The sequence below is a fragment of the Bacillus sp. FJAT-27986 genome, from assembly GCF_001685035.1.
Lineage (GTDB): Bacteria > Bacillota > Bacilli > Bacillales > Pradoshiaceae > Pradoshia.
Genome location: NZ_MAYV01000018.1, coordinates 204,549 through 219,045, shown reverse-complemented (window position 1 = coordinate 219,045; position 14,497 = coordinate 204,549). Strand labels below are relative to the sequence as shown.

The 14,497-nt window shown below is 39.5% G+C and carries 16 protein-coding genes, 1 riboswitch and 1 other annotated feature; of the genes, 10 read left to right on the top strand and 6 right to left on the bottom strand.

Going from position 1 to position 14,497, the window contains the following annotated elements:
* Nucleotides 1-5: 5 nt before the first annotated feature.
* The 3 genes from A8L44_RS16785 (at nt 6) to A8L44_RS16775 (ending at nt 3,217) form a co-directional block, all read left to right on the top strand.
* Nucleotides 6-1,007, top strand: coding sequence for an LLM class flavin-dependent oxidoreductase (locus tag A8L44_RS16785; protein WP_066109159.1), 1,002 nt, complete (start codon nt 6-8; stop codon nt 1,005-1,007).
* Between the two features lie 48 nt (nt 1,008-1,055).
* Nucleotides 1,056-1,201, top strand: a riboswitch (cobalamin riboswitch).
* A gap of 178 nt (nt 1,202-1,379) precedes the next feature.
* Entirely contained in the window at nt 1,380-2,432 is a 1,053-nt protein-coding gene (locus tag A8L44_RS16780; RefSeq protein ID WP_066109155.1) for a FecCD family ABC transporter permease, read from the top strand.
* On the top strand, nt 2,426-3,217 hold the full coding sequence (locus tag A8L44_RS16775) for an ABC transporter ATP-binding protein (RefSeq protein ID WP_066109152.1): 792 nt from the start codon (nt 2,426-2,428) through the stop codon (nt 3,215-3,217). The genes A8L44_RS16780 and A8L44_RS16775 overlap by 7 nt, the downstream gene beginning before the upstream one ends.
* A 41-nt stretch (nt 3,218-3,258) precedes the next feature.
* Here A8L44_RS16775 and A8L44_RS16770 read toward each other — a convergent pair whose 3' ends face one another.
* On the bottom strand, nt 3,259-3,825 hold the full coding sequence (locus A8L44_RS16770) for a class I SAM-dependent methyltransferase (RefSeq protein ID WP_066109149.1): 567 nt from the start codon (nt 3,823-3,825) through the stop codon (nt 3,259-3,261).
* The gene (locus A8L44_RS16765) at nt 3,815-4,789 is read right to left on the bottom strand and encodes a TIGR01212 family radical SAM protein (protein ID WP_066109146.1); all 975 of its coding nucleotides are present in this window, start codon (nt 4,787-4,789) and stop codon (nt 3,815-3,817) included. Before A8L44_RS16765 ends, A8L44_RS16770 begins: the two co-directional genes overlap by 11 nt.
* 182 nt (nt 4,790-4,971) lie before the next feature.
* Between A8L44_RS16765 and A8L44_RS16760 the strand changes: the two genes are divergently transcribed.
* The 5 genes from A8L44_RS16760 to A8L44_RS16740 all read left to right on the top strand — a co-directional run bounded on the left by A8L44_RS16760 (nt 4,972) and on the right by A8L44_RS16740 (nt 9,136).
* Nucleotides 4,972-5,235 (top strand): YtzC family protein, encoded by a 264-nt coding sequence (locus A8L44_RS16760; protein WP_066109143.1) that lies wholly within the window; start codon nt 4,972-4,974, stop codon nt 5,233-5,235.
* A 13-nt stretch (nt 5,236-5,248) separates the two neighbouring features.
* A complete protein-coding gene (locus A8L44_RS16755; RefSeq protein ID WP_066109140.1) occupies nt 5,249-5,422 on the top strand; it encodes a glycogen biosynthesis protein GlgD in 174 nt (57 codons plus the stop codon).
* A 384-nt stretch (nt 5,423-5,806) separates the two neighbouring features.
* Nucleotides 5,807-6,030: a binding site (T-box leader), on the top strand.
* Between the two features lie 77 nt (nt 6,031-6,107).
* Complete coding sequence (gene leuS / locus A8L44_RS16750; protein WP_066109137.1) at nt 6,108-8,519, top strand: leucine--tRNA ligase; 2,412 nt, start codon at nt 6,108-6,110, stop codon at nt 8,517-8,519.
* Nucleotides 8,520-8,583: 64 nt separating this feature from the next.
* On the top strand, nt 8,584-8,892 hold the full coding sequence (locus A8L44_RS16745) for a rhodanese-like domain-containing protein (protein ID WP_066109134.1): 309 nt from the start codon (nt 8,584-8,586) through the stop codon (nt 8,890-8,892).
* 58 nt (nt 8,893-8,950) lie between these two features.
* The gene (locus A8L44_RS16740) at nt 8,951-9,136 is read left to right on the top strand and encodes a sporulation protein Cse60 (RefSeq protein ID WP_066109131.1); all 186 of its coding nucleotides are present in this window, start codon (nt 8,951-8,953) and stop codon (nt 9,134-9,136) included.
* Between the two features lie 217 nt (nt 9,137-9,353).
* On the opposite strand, the gene A8L44_RS16735 is transcribed toward A8L44_RS16740, so the two are convergent.
* Both A8L44_RS16735 and A8L44_RS16730 read right to left on the bottom strand, forming a co-directional pair.
* On the bottom strand, nt 9,354-9,821 hold the full coding sequence (locus tag A8L44_RS16735; RefSeq protein ID WP_225983619.1) for a VanZ family protein: 468 nt from the start codon (nt 9,819-9,821) through the stop codon (nt 9,354-9,356).
* Nucleotides 9,822-9,836: 15 nt separating this feature from the next.
* On the bottom strand, nt 9,837-11,108 hold the full coding sequence (locus tag A8L44_RS16730; protein WP_066109128.1) for an NAD(P)/FAD-dependent oxidoreductase: 1,272 nt from the start codon (nt 11,106-11,108) through the stop codon (nt 9,837-9,839).
* Between the two features lie 202 nt (nt 11,109-11,310).
* Between A8L44_RS16730 and A8L44_RS16725 the strand changes: the two genes are divergently transcribed.
* Nucleotides 11,311-12,933 (top strand): putative polysaccharide biosynthesis protein, encoded by a 1,623-nt coding sequence (locus tag A8L44_RS16725; RefSeq protein WP_066109124.1) that lies wholly within the window; start codon nt 11,311-11,313, stop codon nt 12,931-12,933.
* Nucleotides 12,934-12,999: 66 nt separating this feature from the next.
* Here the strand turns inward: A8L44_RS16725 and A8L44_RS16720 are convergent, their stop codons facing one another.
* Entirely contained in the window at nt 13,000-13,215 is a 216-nt protein-coding gene (locus A8L44_RS16720) for a hypothetical protein (RefSeq protein ID WP_066109121.1), read from the bottom strand.
* A 71-nt stretch (nt 13,216-13,286) separates the two neighbouring features.
* Between A8L44_RS16720 and A8L44_RS16715 the strand changes: the two genes are divergently transcribed.
* Nucleotides 13,287-14,018, top strand: coding sequence for a pseudouridine synthase (locus A8L44_RS16715; RefSeq protein WP_066109117.1), 732 nt, complete (start codon nt 13,287-13,289; stop codon nt 14,016-14,018).
* A gap of 39 nt (nt 14,019-14,057) precedes the next feature.
* Here A8L44_RS16715 and A8L44_RS16710 read toward each other — a convergent pair whose 3' ends face one another.
* Entirely contained in the window at nt 14,058-14,279 is a 222-nt protein-coding gene (locus tag A8L44_RS16710; protein ID WP_049669825.1) for a DeoR family transcriptional regulator, read from the bottom strand.
* Between the last annotated feature and the right edge of the window lie 218 nt (nt 14,280-14,497).

The following is a 14,497-nucleotide window of genomic DNA, read 5'->3' as shown; positions in this document are numbered from 1 at the left end:
GCAGAATGGTGAAATTAAGTATTCTAGACCAGTCACCGCGCTCTGTTGGAGAGCCTTCAGAGCAGGCACTTGCTAATACGGTCAAACTGGCAAAATTGGCTGAGGAGTGGGGATACTCAAGATTTTGGGTCAGCGAGCATCATGATAGTCAAGGCTTGGCAGGATCTTCGCCTGAGATATTGGCAACATGGATTGCTGCTCAAACAGATAAAATAAGAGTTGGAACAGGCGGTGTTATGCTGCCTCACTACAGTGCTTATAAAGTAGCTGAAAACTTCAGAGTATTATCTGGTTTAGCTCCAGGAAGAATAGATTTGGGAATCGGCAGGGCTCCTGGAGGGATGCCAAGAGCAACGCGAGCGTTGCAGGAGGGGAGAGTACAGGAACTGCATCGTTTTCCTGACCAGGTAGATGAGTTATCCTGGTATCTCTATGATCAAATACCGGAATTGCATCCTCTATATGGGTTATCGGCGACACCTACCATTACATCTCCGCCGGAATTGTGGATGCTTGGATCTAGTTCATCTAGCGCAGCTCTTGCAGCTCATAAGGGTATACCCTATAATTTTGCTTTGTTTATTAACAGTGAATATGCTGAAGAAAATATGAAGCATTACCATGAAGCATTTCGACCTACAGAGTTAGTACAGAATCCATCAGGTATGGTTACTGTATTTACAGTTTGTGCGGAATCGGACGAAGAGGCAGAATATCTGGCTGGTTCATTGGATTTATCGATGCTGTTTCTTTCACAGGGAATTATAAGAGAGGGAACACCTCACCCAAAAGAAATTCATGAAATGTCATTATCGCAGTTTGAGAAAGCTCGGATTGATTACAACAGAAGCAAGATGATTATCGGTTCTCCTAAAATGATTGGAGAAAAAATTAGAGAGCTGAGTGAACGCTTCTTTACAGATGAAATTATGCTTGTGACAATCACCCATTCATACGAGGCTAAAGAAAACTCCTTCAGATTAATTGCCAAAGAACTGTTGAAATAATAGTGGATTTGCCATTAGTCAATCAATCTATTAGAATAAGAATAAAATCTAATAAATCACTTTAAAAGTGCCTCGGTACACGAGGGTAAAAGGGAAAACGGTTCAAATCCGTTGCAGCCCCCGCTACTGTACTTACTAAATCACAAGTCTGATTTAGTAAAAGCCAGGAAACCTGCTTTTAGAGTTTTAGTACTTATTTTTCGGAGGGAAAAGTAGGCTTATTGTATTCACAGGCGTGAAAAAGTGAATCCTTAGCTCAATACCATCCTGAGCTAAGGATTTTTTATGTGTTGTAGCTTATAATCTTGTTTTAAAGTGCATGAATAATCCGAGGTTCGCCGCCAGGAGTAAAGAGGAATTGAAGTATAAGTTATGAATAATAAAAATAGAACAACCGGTATTTATTTTGGGAGTATCCTGTTTTTGCTGCTCGCTGCGTTGCTCGGCCTGTTTATAGGCAGCGTGGACATGTCATTTAAAGATATTCTTGGGATTCTCTTGAAGAACGTGACCGGCCAGGAATCCTTCTATACCGGTCCAAAAAATATAGAAATGATTATTTGGAATATACGATTACCCCGGGTATTAATCGCTTTATTTGTGGGTGCCTCACTGGCACTTGCCGGTGCTGCCTTTCAGGGGCTTTTGCAAAATCCACTCGCTGATCCATATACTATTGGAATTTCTTCCGGTGCATCGGTTGGGGCAGTGATTGTTCTATTCTTTAATATCGAATTTGCTCTTTTTGGTCAGTTCACATTGCCGCTTGTTGCAATCGTGTTTAGTTTTATAACCTTGTTTATTGTATTTGGTATTACAAAGGCAGCTAGTGTTACCTATGCAAATGAGACCATTATTTTAGCCGGTATAATTATGAATTCATTCATTGGCGCTGTGGTCTCACTTATCATTGCGCTATCCTCAGGAGATCAAATGAGGGAGGTATTAAACTGGCTGATGGGCAGTGTGGCTATGAAAAATTGGGGACACGTCAGTATATTGATTCCCTTTTTTATTATAGGAGCTTCCATAATTTTATATCATTATCGTGAACTAAATGGGATGGCTCTTGGAGATCAATCCGCTCAATATAATGGTATCGATGTGAAACGAAAGAAAATAATCATTATTATCGGGGCTGGACTATTAACGGGTGCAGCAGTTGCCGTATCAGGAGCTATTGGCTTTGTTGGACTGGTTATTCCACATCTTGTTCGCCTTCTTGCTGGTGCTGATCATCGCCACTTACTGCCATTATCCATGATTATTGGAGGTGGATATCTCGTATTGGCTGACTTGATTGCACGTACGATTATCAACCCGCAGGAATTACCAATCGGTGTCATTACTGCCTTAATCGGTGCACCTGTATTTACAATCTTACTGATTAAAGAACGCATAAAAAGAAGGAATTTGACATGTTAACCGTAGAGAGCCTCAGTGCAGGCTATCATAAAAATAAGCAAGTGCTTCAGGACTTTTCTATTAAGGTTGAGAGCGGAGAATTTTTTGCTCTTCTTGGTCCAAATGGAAGCGGTAAGACGACATTGATTAAAAGTATATTGGGAAAAATGGAATATAAAGAAGGGACTTCAATCATTAATGGGAAAAGGACCTCATCCTATAAAACCGGAGAATTGGCTAAAATTGCTGCCGTGTTAAGTCAGGAACATATGGTGGGTATAGATTTTACGGTGGAAGAAATCGTACTATTAGGCAGGTATCCTTATCAGGAGAAGGGATTTTTTAATCATTACCGTAGTGAGGATTACGCAATTGTTGATGAGTGTCTTGCTCAGACAAACATGCTGAAATTTAAGTATACATACTTTTCGTCATTAAGCGGAGGGGAAAAGCAACGTGTCCTTTTAGCAAAGGCTTTGGCCCAGCAGCCAAAGCTCCTGTTTCTCGATGAACCTACAAATCATCTGGATGTAAAGCATACAATCGAATTGTTAAATTTATTAAAGAGGCTCCAGCTTCAAAATGGGCTGACGATTGTCGCCATCCTCCATGATTTAAACATGGCAGCTTTATATGCAGATAGATGTGCTTTGCTTAAGGATGGAAGGAAGGTGGCGGAGGGTGGAATAGATTTACTTTATGATGAAACATTGCTTTCATCTGTATACGAGGTAGATTTGGTAAGTCGCCCTCATCCTATTACGGGAACACCGCAGATCTTTTTTACCCCTGAGAACTTTAAATGATTATATATAAAAAGTGTGAGGATCCATAAGCTCACACTTTTTTAACGTTTTTCGATAGCGATAATAAATGGCGGATTGTTTTTTTGATTCATAAATCGGTATTCCAGCACATGGGCCGTATCCTGTGGAAGCTCTGTAACGAATTTGATTAATTCGTCACGTTCAATGTCTCCGCCGGGATGACCGTGATAGATGACAAGAACTATGATGCCTTCAGGCTCCATAATTTTGAGTAATGACGTTACAGCCTGAATCGTAGTAGGAGCGGTTGTAATAATTTCTTTATCGCCGCCAGGCAAATAGCCTAAATTAAAGATTGCGCCTGTAACAGATTTGCCAGTTGGGATAAATTCCTGTAAACGCTCATGACCTGCATGAATTAGTGTTACCCGCTCCTGAAGCTCATTTGTCATCAGTCTCTCTTCCGTTTTTTGCAAGGCAGATTCCTGAATGTCGAAGCTGTATACATGTCCATCCGGACCAGTTAAATTTGCTAAAAATACGGTGTCATGCCCATTGCCCATCGTACAATCAATGGCTATATCACCAGGTTTAACTGCTTTTTCAAGCAATAGTCTTGCGAAGGGAAGGATACGATCAAGCTTCATTTATGACAGCATCCTTACTTGGCACATAAAATTTACCTTGATAACTATTGCGACGCTTTAATTCAGCATCGATAGCATTTAATACTTCCCATTTATTAACGCTCCACATTGGTCCAACCATCAAATCAATCGGACCGTCACCGGTAATACGATGGACAATCATTTCAGGCGGAAGAATCTCCAACTGATCACAGACAAGATTGACATATTCATCTAACGAAAGGAATTCCAGCATTCCTTTTTCGTATTGTTTTACCATTGGAGTGCCCTTTAAGAGATGCAATAGGTGAATTTTAATTCCCTGTACATCCAGTTTAGCAACTTCTTTAGCTGTCTCCATCATCATTTCTGGAGTTTCAAGCGGCAGTCCATTAATAATATGGCTGCAAATGCGTATACCGTGTTTCCGAAGTTTGTTTACGCCCTCTACATAGGTTGGATAATCATGTGCACGGTTTATGATATTAGCTGTTTTCTCGTGAACAGTTTGCAGACCAAGCTCAACCCACAGGTAAGTACGTTCATTTAATTCAGCTAAATATTCTACAACATCATCAGGCAGACAGTCTGGACGAGTGGCAATGGATAATCCGACTACACCTTCCTCGTTCATGACGGTTTCGAATTTTTCCCGTAACACCTCGACTGGTGCATGGGTATTTGTATAAGCCTGGAAATAGGCCATATACTTGCCGTCCTTCCATTTTTGATGCATTTTTGCTTTTATATCGGCAAATTGTTTTTGCAAATCTTCAGCACGATTGCCGGCAAAATCGCCGGATCCAGCGGCACTGCAAAATGTACAACCACCAAAAGCTACCGTGCCATCACGATTCGGACAATCAAATCCACCATCAAGAGCTACTTTAAATACTTTGTGACCAAATTGATTGCGGAGATGATAATTCCATGTATGATAACGTTTGTCGTCACTTGCATATTGAAAAGGGTTAACCTGTTTCATTACAAAAACCCCCTGTTTAGATTTCAAGAACATAAACTCCATTTTACCACGCTGATGTATACTTTCCAATTGACTATTATTAGCAGCTTTAAAAATCACTAATCTTTTTAATTTCAAAGGGGCATAATGGATAATGGATGAGCTTTTGTAAACCAATCCAATGAAAAAAGGAGAGGGTATCTTTGGCTACACGAAAATCCATGGGTGAGTGTATGGAACGATGTACTAATGCAATTGAATTCGCAGAAGAGCAATATAAGGAGTCTGCAAAACAGGAGCACTACAATGAAGCAGGATATACCGAGGCATTGGTCAGATTGGAAAACTCATTTAATGAGTTAGAAGCAATGGATCACAGTGCAAATGATCAACAGCGTGATATGTTGAACCGTATGAAAATACAGGTTCAGGATATTCAGCATGCAATGGTTGTACGCAGGCGCTAAGGGGGTATTCACTATGCGGAAACGTTCTAAACATAATAATCCGGAACAAAAGACTCGTAATGGCATTAATAATCAAGATATCGAGGCTGGTGAAGATCAAGATATTATAAAGAAGGCTAAAAAGATGAACGAAGCATCTGGAGGCCAACAAACTAAAGCAACAGTTCATCCAAAGCAATACAAATAAACCAGCAGGCACAGTCTATATGGCTGTGCTTGTTGGTTTATTTGTATACAAGTGAGTTATGGGGATAATGAATGCGGCGGAGAATCCAGCCGGATGAAAGACTAATTCAGCCAGATGAGTGAGTAGATCAGCAAAATGAGAGGAATCCAGCCAATCGACAAAGGAATAGAGCCGGATATGCCCATAATCCAGCCAAATAAAGGATTAATCCGGCCAAAATTGAGATTAATCCAGCCCCCAGTTTCCCTCGCCAATCACACATAAATTTTTATCAAACCTGTATAATCGATGCTATATTTGTCAATGATTGAAAAAACAGTCTAAATTGACTTGAACTTTTTAGCGGATTTACATACAATGAATGTATATATTTTTTGAATCATATGAATAACTTTGAGAGGGATTAGTAGTAATTGTTGTTCTTTTTAGAGAGTTGACGGTCGCTGCAAGTCAACAGGACACATTATGAACTCACCCTGGAGTTGCAAGCCTGAACTAAGAGTAAGGTTTGCCGTACATCTGCGTTAAAGAGTCGAGCCGGATGCATATTTACTGCATCAATCAGGGTGGTACCGCGGGAAGTTAATAACAAGCCTCTCGTCCCTACTTATTAGGGATGAGTGGCTTTTTTTATTGTTTTAAGCTTTTAAGCACAGCAATTTTGAACCATGTAGGAGGAATTAGGATGAGTTTCAATCATGTAGAGATTGAAAAGAAATGGCAATCTTATTGGGAAGAACACAAAACATTCAAAACGACTGATCATGTAGGGAAGCGTAAATTTTACGCTTTGGATATGTTTCCTTATCCATCAGGAGCCGGCCTTCATGTAGGGCATCCTGAAGGATATACAGCAACAGATATTCTATCTCGCATGAAACGTATGCAGGGATATAATGTCCTTCATCCAATTGGCTGGGATGCATTTGGATTGCCTGCCGAGCAATATGCTCTTGATACAGGAAATGATCCGGAAGAGTTTACAGCTAAAAATATCGGTACATTCACACGTCAGATTAAATCACTTGGGTTCTCCTATGACTGGGACAGGGAAATCAATACAACCGACCCAGAGTACTATAAATGGACGCAGTGGATTTTCTTAAAGCTATATGAAAAAGGACTTGCCTATATGGCTGAAATACCGGTTAACTGGTGTCCGGCACTCGGAACAGTTTTGGCTAACGAAGAAGTTATTGATGGGAAAAGTGAGCGGGGCGGACATCCGGTTATCCGTAAGCCTATGCGCCAATGGATTTTGAAAATTACGGCTTATGCAGATCGTTTGATTGAGGATTTGGATGAATTGGATTGGCCTGAAAGCATTAAGGATATGCAGCGTAACTGGATCGGACGCTCTGAGGGAGCATCTGTAACTTTTAAGATTAAAGGTACGAACGAATCCTACACGGTATTCACGACACGTCCTGACACCTTGTTCGGGGCAACATATTCTGTCCTGTCACCAGAGCATCCGCTTGTGGATAAAATTACAACAGCAGAGCAAAAAGAAGCAGTTGAAGCGTATAAAAAGGAAATTCAATCTAAGAGCGATCTTGAGAGAACAGAGCTTTCTAAAGAGAAAACAGGTGTATTCACAGGAGCATATGCAATCAACCCGGCAAATGGGGAAGAGATTCCGATCTGGATTGCTGATTATGTATTGATGAGCTATGGTACAGGTGCAATTATGGCAGTTCCGGCTCATGATGAACGTGACTATGAATTCGCTAAGAAATTTGATTTGCCAATCCGTGAGGTTGTAGCGGGCGGAAATATTGAAAAAGAAGCTTATGCAGGAGAAGGAGAACATGTAAACTCTGAATTCTTGAATGGCTTGAATAAAGAAGAAGCAATTGGCAAAATGATCGAATGGCTTGAAGAACAAGGAATTGGTGAGAAGAAAGTAACCTATCGCTTGCGTGACTGGAACTTCTCTCGTCAGCGTTACTGGGGAGAGCCTATCCCAATTATTCATTGGGAAGATGGTACTATGTCAGCTGTACCTGAATCTGAGCTCCCGCTTATGCTTCCGAAAACAACCGAAATTAAACCATCAGGTACAGGTGAATCTCCTCTTGCCAACATTGAAGAGTGGGTAAATGTAGTAGATGAGAACGGCCGTAAAGGAAGACGCGAGACAAACACAATGCCTCAATGGGCGGGCAGCTGCTGGTACTTCCTGCGCTATATCGATCCGAAAAATCCAAACGCGATTGCTGATCCTGAAAAGCTTAAGCATTGGATGCCAGTAGATACGTATATTGGCGGAGCAGAACATGCTGTACTTCACTTGCTTTATGCAAGATTCTGGTACAAATTCTTGTATGATATTGGTGTTGTTCCTACAAAGGAACCTTTCCAAAAGCTATTTAACCAAGGAATGATACTTGGAGAAAATAACGAAAAAATGAGTAAATCCAAAGGAAATGTAGTAAATCCGGATGATATCGTAGAAAGCCATGGTGCGGATACACTTCGTCTCTATGAAATGTTCATGGGACCGCTTGATGCATCCATTGCTTGGTCTGCAAACGGACTTGATGGTTCCAGACGTTTCCTTGACCGTGTTTGGAGATTGTTTATTACCGATGACGGTACAGTAAATGATAAGATCACTGAATCCAATGATACTCACCTTGAGAAAATCTATCATCAAACGGTTAAAAAGGTAACAGAAGATTTGGAAGCACTTCACTTTAATACAGCTATTTCTCAAATGATGGTGTTTATTAATGAAGCGTATAAAGCGGAAATCCTTCCAATTCAATATATGGAAGGATTCGTGAAGCTCTTGTCACCTATTTGCCCTCATATCAGTGAAGAACTTTGGAGCAGACTGGGCAACAATGAAACACTTGCCTATACTTCATGGCCTGCATATGATGAGTCCAAATTGGTTGATGATGAAATTGAAATTGTTATTCAAATAAACGGTAAAATGAGAGCAAAACTTCAGGTACCGGCCGGCATTACGAAAGAAGAAATGGAAAAAATCGTAATGGAGAACGGAAAGGTCCAAGAGCAAATTGACGGTAAAACAATCCGTAAGGTTATTGCTGTTCCAGGAAAATTAGTAAATATCGTTGCAAACTAACAAGTGTGGCCGTCTTACGTTTAATAAAACGTAAGACGGCTTTTTTTAAAGGGGGAAAATGGAGATGGAAGAAATAAAAATTATCCAACCGGAAGAGCTGCAGATCAGAATTGAAAATGGAGAGGAATTATCCATCATTGATGTACGGGAGGATTATGAAGTTATAAATGGCATGGTACCAGGTGCTATTCATATGAGAATGGGAGAAATACCCGATCGGCTTGATGAGCTTGATAAAGAAAAGGAGTATATTCTAATCTGTCATGCAGGAGTAAGAAGTGAAAATGTGGCTTATTTTCTGCAGGAGAAGGGATATAAGACAGCCTCAATGGAGGGCGGTATGATGCATTGGCAAGGGGAAATGGTATTCTGAATAGTATAAAAATATAAAAGTCTGGCAAAGATATATAAAAACAGGAGGAGTCTTTGCCGTGATCCAAGTAAAAATGTTTGATTATGAACATGAAAAAGACCTGGAAAAAGGGATGAATCATTTTCTCGGAAAAATAGATGAGGACAGCATTGTAGATATAAAATATAATATAGCAGCTTTCGGTGAAGAGGATGAGGAAGACCAAATCTATTGTTTTAGCGCAATGGTTATCTATAAAAAATGAGTAGTTATCATTTTTGGTAAAATTAATTCTTGGTTCATATTTACCCGTAGGAACAAGTCTATTCCCAGATGAAGCGGAACATCTAAGAAATAATCCATAGGTTGATGAATTTAATTTTTGCTAACTCAATCGTTACAGCTAAAATTACAATTGAATATAGTAAAAATAAGTGGAGAAAACAAACTTGTTTCTCCACTTATTTTTAGGTTTGAACTTATTAGGTTACGGGTTTTTTGAAAAGCTTATACATGAGCTTGAAAACCATGTAGCCAAAGAAACCTCCGATTGTATTTAATAGAATATCATCTACATCAAATCCACCGACATGGAAGGTAAGCTGCATCGTCTCCACAAATAAAGAAAACAAGAAGGACAGAAATGTGATAATCAGTAAATTTCTCAGCTTTTTAAAGGCGATTGGCAGAAAAAATCCAAATGGCATAAAAGCGATAATATTACCGAATAGATTCGAAAACCATATTTTAAATTTGAAGTAATCAGCAAACGTAATATACATATTGATTGTTTTAAAGGGAACAAGATTATAAGATTCTATCCTGTCTTCTTGTCTGTAGTATCCAAAAAACAAAAGATAGGAAAGGATGGCTAAATAGATGAAAAACAACATGTAAATAAGCGGCGAAAACAGCTTATTGTTTTTTATCGTTTGGGCTATATCCTGCACTTATACCATCCTTTCTTATGCCAGGAAATTATTCTTTGCTGCAGCATTTAATCCTGCTAAACGGCCGGTTACCAAAGCTGAAGTGATATTATAGCCGCCCGTATATCCGTGAATGTCCAAAATTTCTCCGCAGAAATATAAGCCATTCATGAATTTACTGGCCATTGTTTTTGGTTCAACTTCTTTAACCGATACTCCTCCGCCAGTCACAAATGCTTTCTCTAAAGAAAGTGTTCCATTAACACGGACAGGGAATTTTTTAATATCTTTGCTTAAAGAACGCCATTTCTCATGGGCGATGACTGCCCCCTGGGAAGAAGGGTCAATCTGGTTACGCTCCAGTAAAAATAATAAATATCTTTCAGGCACTAAACCTTTTAAGCTGTTTTTGACAGCTTTTTTGTCATCCGATTTAATAATTTTAATAATCTGTTGGAATACCTGTTCTTCATTTAAATCAGGGAGCGCGTCAATTTGGACAACGACCTCTTTAAGATTCCATTTTTTGAGGGCCTTTACAACAAATTGGCTGCATCGCAGGACACCTGGACCTGATAGGCCAAAATGTGTGAAAATCATATCCATACAATGGGTAATTAATGGTTTTCCTTTAGGATTCATTACGCTGATTGCGACATCGCGAAGTGAAAGACCCTGTAATGTTTTCTGTTTGATAAAATTTTCAGCTGACGTGAGCGGAACCTCAGTTGGGAATAGCTCTGTAACAGTATGTCCAGCTTTTTCCGCCCAAGCATAGCCATCACCGGTTGACCCGGTGTGAGGAACGGATTTACCGCCAACAGCAATGACAACGGAGTCAGCTTCGATCGTTTCGCCTGTTTGTGTCCGAACGCCAATTACTTTCCCTGAATCATACAAAACATCAGCTATAGGTGAGTTTGTGCGTATATCGGTACCCAATTGCTTCAAACGATTCATCATTGCATCCACAACGGATTGAGCTTTGTCATTAACTGGAAACATTCTTCCGTGATCTTCCTCTTTTAATTCAACTCCCAGTTTCTTAAAGAAAGAAATAATTCCCTCATTATCAAATTCAGAGAATGCACCGTACAGGAACTTGCCATTACCGGGAATATGCTTGATAATCTCATCAATCGGCAGACGGTTTGTGACATTGCATCGGCCTCCGCCTGAAATGGCCAGCTTTCGGCCAAGCTTGGATCCTTTATCTATTAATAAGGTGGAAGCGCCGTTTTCTGCAGCTGCTATGGCAGCCATTAAACCGGAGGGGCCTCCGCCTATAATTATTACATCGTATTTCATTATTCCATCTCTTTTCTAAAACATGCTAATATGTTCTATTATAAGTGATTTTATGAATAAGGCAAAAGTCGTAAACAAATTGAAGTTCAATTGTCAAAAAGGATAGAAAAGAGTAAACTACAGAATAGTGAACAAATAAACAAAAAGACTCATGAAAATATATTTCTTACAGGTTAAGGGAAAGAGTGAAAGGGATTGTTACATGTCATCGAAACTTATTAGAGGCACTTTTATTCTAACAGTTGGTATGGTTTTATCGAAAATACTCGGATTGTTTTATGTTATTCCTTTTAATCAAATTGTCGGCAAAGAAGGAATGGCGTTATACGGCTTTGCGTATATCCCCTATACGATTTTCATCAGTATATCAACGGGAGGGATTCCCCTCGCGGTGGCCAAATTTGTGGCCAAATATAATGCAATGGGTGAATATGCAGTTGGGCGTAAGCTATTTGAATCAAGCCGAAAAATAATGATGTTAACGGGGATTTCGGCTTTTCTCATTATGTATGTTAGCGCCCCTGGATTGGCTGCCATGATGGATACGCAAAAATTTTCCGTTGAGGATGTTACATCGGTTATACGGGCTGTTAGCTTTGCTCTGATCCTTGTACCTTCGCAAAGTATATTGCGTGGGTTCTTTCAAGGAAATGAGTCAATGGGGCCGACAGCTGTTTCCCAGGTTATCGAGCAGATAGCACGAATTATATTCCTGCTGGGCGGTGCATATATTGTCCTGAATTTAATGGGCGGAGATGTCGTACAGGCTATGAGTGTGGCAACATTTTCAGCCTTTATTGGAGCGGTTTTCGGATTTCTTGTTCTCTTATGGTATTGGAAAAAGCGGAAACGTCATCTCGATAAACTTTTGAGCGAAAGTAAAAATGAAATAGATATATCTCTTAAAGAGATCTATAAAGAAATCATTGTTTCCTCAATACCATTTATTTTTGTTGGTTTGGCTATGCCTCTATTCCAGTTAGTTGATACGGTTACTTTTAACAGAGCGATGGTATCAATTGGAGAAAAGGCAACAACAGATGTGGCTTTTGGTGTTTTAAATGTATCGACTCAAAAGCTTGTCCTTATTCCAATGACACTTGCTACAGCCTTTTCGTTGTCCATTGTTCCTAGTGTAACGAAATCGTTTGTTGAAAAGAATTGGAAGCTATACAAACAACAATTAACAGAAACGTTCCAAACTTTGCTGTTTATTTTGATACCGGCAGTTGTAGGAATCAGTGTTTTATCTGAGAGCGTATATGGATCGTTTTATGGATTTCTTGATTTAGGGTCAGAAGTATTGAAAGTTTATGCACCGGTTGCTATTCTATTTGCTTTATTTTCTGTTACAGCTGCAATCATGCAGGGAATAAGCCAGCAGCGTTTTACAGTCCTTAGTTTATTGACTGGGATATTAATAAAACTGAGCCTTAATATTCCGTTTATAAAAATGTTTGAAACGAATGGGGCAGTTTATGCGACTGCAATTGGATATACGGTCAGTACACTTATTAATTTATATGTAATTTATTACTTTACTGGTTATCGAATAAAATCTGTGCTGAGAAGGGGATTATTATCACTCATATTTGCTGGGGTTATGGCCTTGGTTGTATGGAGTCTGGATCAGGTCCTGTCTTCCTGGATAGGTTCAAAAGGTCAGATGGATGCGGTTTTCAGGGTGGCGATTACTGTTCCAGTCGGGGTCCTAATCTACTTTTTCTTATCCATTAAAAGTGGTCTATTACATGTCATTTTTGGAGAGCGAACGGATGGACTATTGCGCAAGCTAAAATTGAGCCGTTTCACGAGAGGGAATTAATCAAATTAAAATGTGAAAGTTTAACTTTAAGGCCTGCTTATTATTTAAAGCAGGCCATTCTCATAATTAGTATCGCATTCCAAGTGCTCGTTCAATGCGGGATACACGTCGATCAAGGCGTTCAAATTGGCGCTCCAGACGTTCAAAGCGGTTTTCAAGCCGATCTATACGGGCATTAACTCCACCTAAGCCAGGAAATAGGCCTCCTGGTCCAGGAAAACCGGCTGGCTGTGGCAATTGTCTATCATCTTGTTCGTTAGAGGGTTGTTGTTGATAATCCATAAATTTAGAACACTCCTTCAATTTATATTCAGCATTAGTCTATTCAAAAAAGGAAAATGGGTGATTTTAGGATGAGAATTGATAAATTATTGGCTAACTCCGGTTATGGAAGCCGGAAAGAGGTTAAACAATTACTTAAATCAGGGGCAGTTCTTTGTAATGATGTAAAAATAAGCGATGCTAAAAAGCATGTCAATCCGGATGAGGATGTAATTACCGTTTATGGAGAGCAAGTCAACTATAAGGAATACATTTATTTGTTAATGAATAAACCGGCCGGATACATATCTGCCACAGAAGATGACAGGCTGAAAACGGTGCTTGATTTATTGGAACCTGAAGATGCAAGTAAAAAACCATTCCCTGTTGGAAGGCTGGATCGGGATACTGAAGGGCTGTTGGTTCTTACAAATGATGGGCAGCTTGCTCATGAGGTGCTTGCTCCCAAAAAACATGTTCCTAAAACCTATTACGCAGTTATTCAGGGGATTGTAACCGAGGAAGATATTGAACAGTTTGCTAAGGGAGTTACATTGGATGATGGATATGTAACGAAACCGGGAAAATTAAGGATTCTTACAAGTGGTCCAAGATCTGAAATAGAAGTCATCATAACAGAAGGAAAATATCATCAGGTTAAACGGATGTTTGAAGCTGTAGGAAAAAAAGTAGTGTATTTGAAAAGAATTAAGATGGGCGAGCTTGAGTTGGATGAGAGCTTGAAAACAGGAGAGTACAGAGAAATGACTGAAGAAGAGATCAACCTATTGAATACACGTACTCCGGAAAAAGAAGACCGTTAAAAAGCGGTCTTCTTTTTGTAGGAAAAACTGTTTAAATCATTACGAGGTTAATTTAACTTTCTTTTGAGTGGTGGTCCACTTTCCACGACTGGGGCTGACAACAAGTTCGTTATAAGCCAACACATTTAAGTCCCTCTGAATGGTGCGTGGAGTAATTCCAAATTCATCCACTAATTCTTGGGTTGTTACCGTGCCGTTGCGGACGATGAACATATAAATGGACTTAATTCTGGTAAGCATACGGTTTGTTGAAGGTTTCAAAAAACCACTCCTTATGGATAGTTTCCAATGGCAACATTCCAACCTGCAAGGTATAAAGGCTGTTAACCATCCCACTTAACTAAGTTATCACCTATACAGCACTCCTTTTTTAGGACTTCAAAATACAAGTCCTTCTAGTACTATAATACCCCTCTCTAAATTTTAAATCCATATTTTCCAATAAAATAAAGTGAAAATTCACTTAACTATATCTATTT

Coding starts and splice junctions, on each gene's coding strand:
- A8L44_RS16720 (WP_066109121.1), bottom strand. CDS start 13,215: ATGGATTATCAACAACAACCCTCTAACGAACAAGATGATAGACAATTG.
- A8L44_RS16775 (WP_066109152.1), top strand. CDS start 2,426: ATGTTAACCGTAGAGAGCCTCAGTGCAGGCTATCATAAAAATAAGCAA.
- A8L44_RS16745 (WP_066109134.1), top strand. CDS start 8,584: ATGGAAGAAATAAAAATTATCCAACCGGAAGAGCTGCAGATCAGAATT.
- A8L44_RS16725 (WP_066109124.1), top strand. CDS start 11,311: ATGTCATCGAAACTTATTAGAGGCACTTTTATTCTAACAGTTGGTATG.
- A8L44_RS16755 (WP_066109140.1), top strand. CDS start 5,249: ATGCGGAAACGTTCTAAACATAATAATCCGGAACAAAAGACTCGTAAT.
- A8L44_RS16715 (WP_066109117.1), top strand. CDS start 13,287: ATGAGAATTGATAAATTATTGGCTAACTCCGGTTATGGAAGCCGGAAA.
- A8L44_RS16780 (WP_066109155.1), top strand. CDS start 1,380: ATGAATAATAAAAATAGAACAACCGGTATTTATTTTGGGAGTATCCTG.
- leuS (WP_066109137.1), top strand. CDS start 6,108: ATGAGTTTCAATCATGTAGAGATTGAAAAGAAATGGCAATCTTATTGG.
- A8L44_RS16770 (WP_066109149.1), bottom strand. CDS start 3,825: ATGAAGCTTGATCGTATCCTTCCCTTCGCAAGACTATTGCTTGAAAAA.
- A8L44_RS16785 (WP_066109159.1), top strand. CDS start 6: ATGGTGAAATTAAGTATTCTAGACCAGTCACCGCGCTCTGTTGGAGAG.
- A8L44_RS16730 (WP_066109128.1), bottom strand. CDS start 11,108: ATGAAATACGATGTAATAATTATAGGCGGAGGCCCCTCCGGTTTAATG.
- A8L44_RS16765 (WP_066109146.1), bottom strand. CDS start 4,789: ATGAAACAGGTTAACCCTTTTCAATATGCAAGTGACGACAAACGTTAT.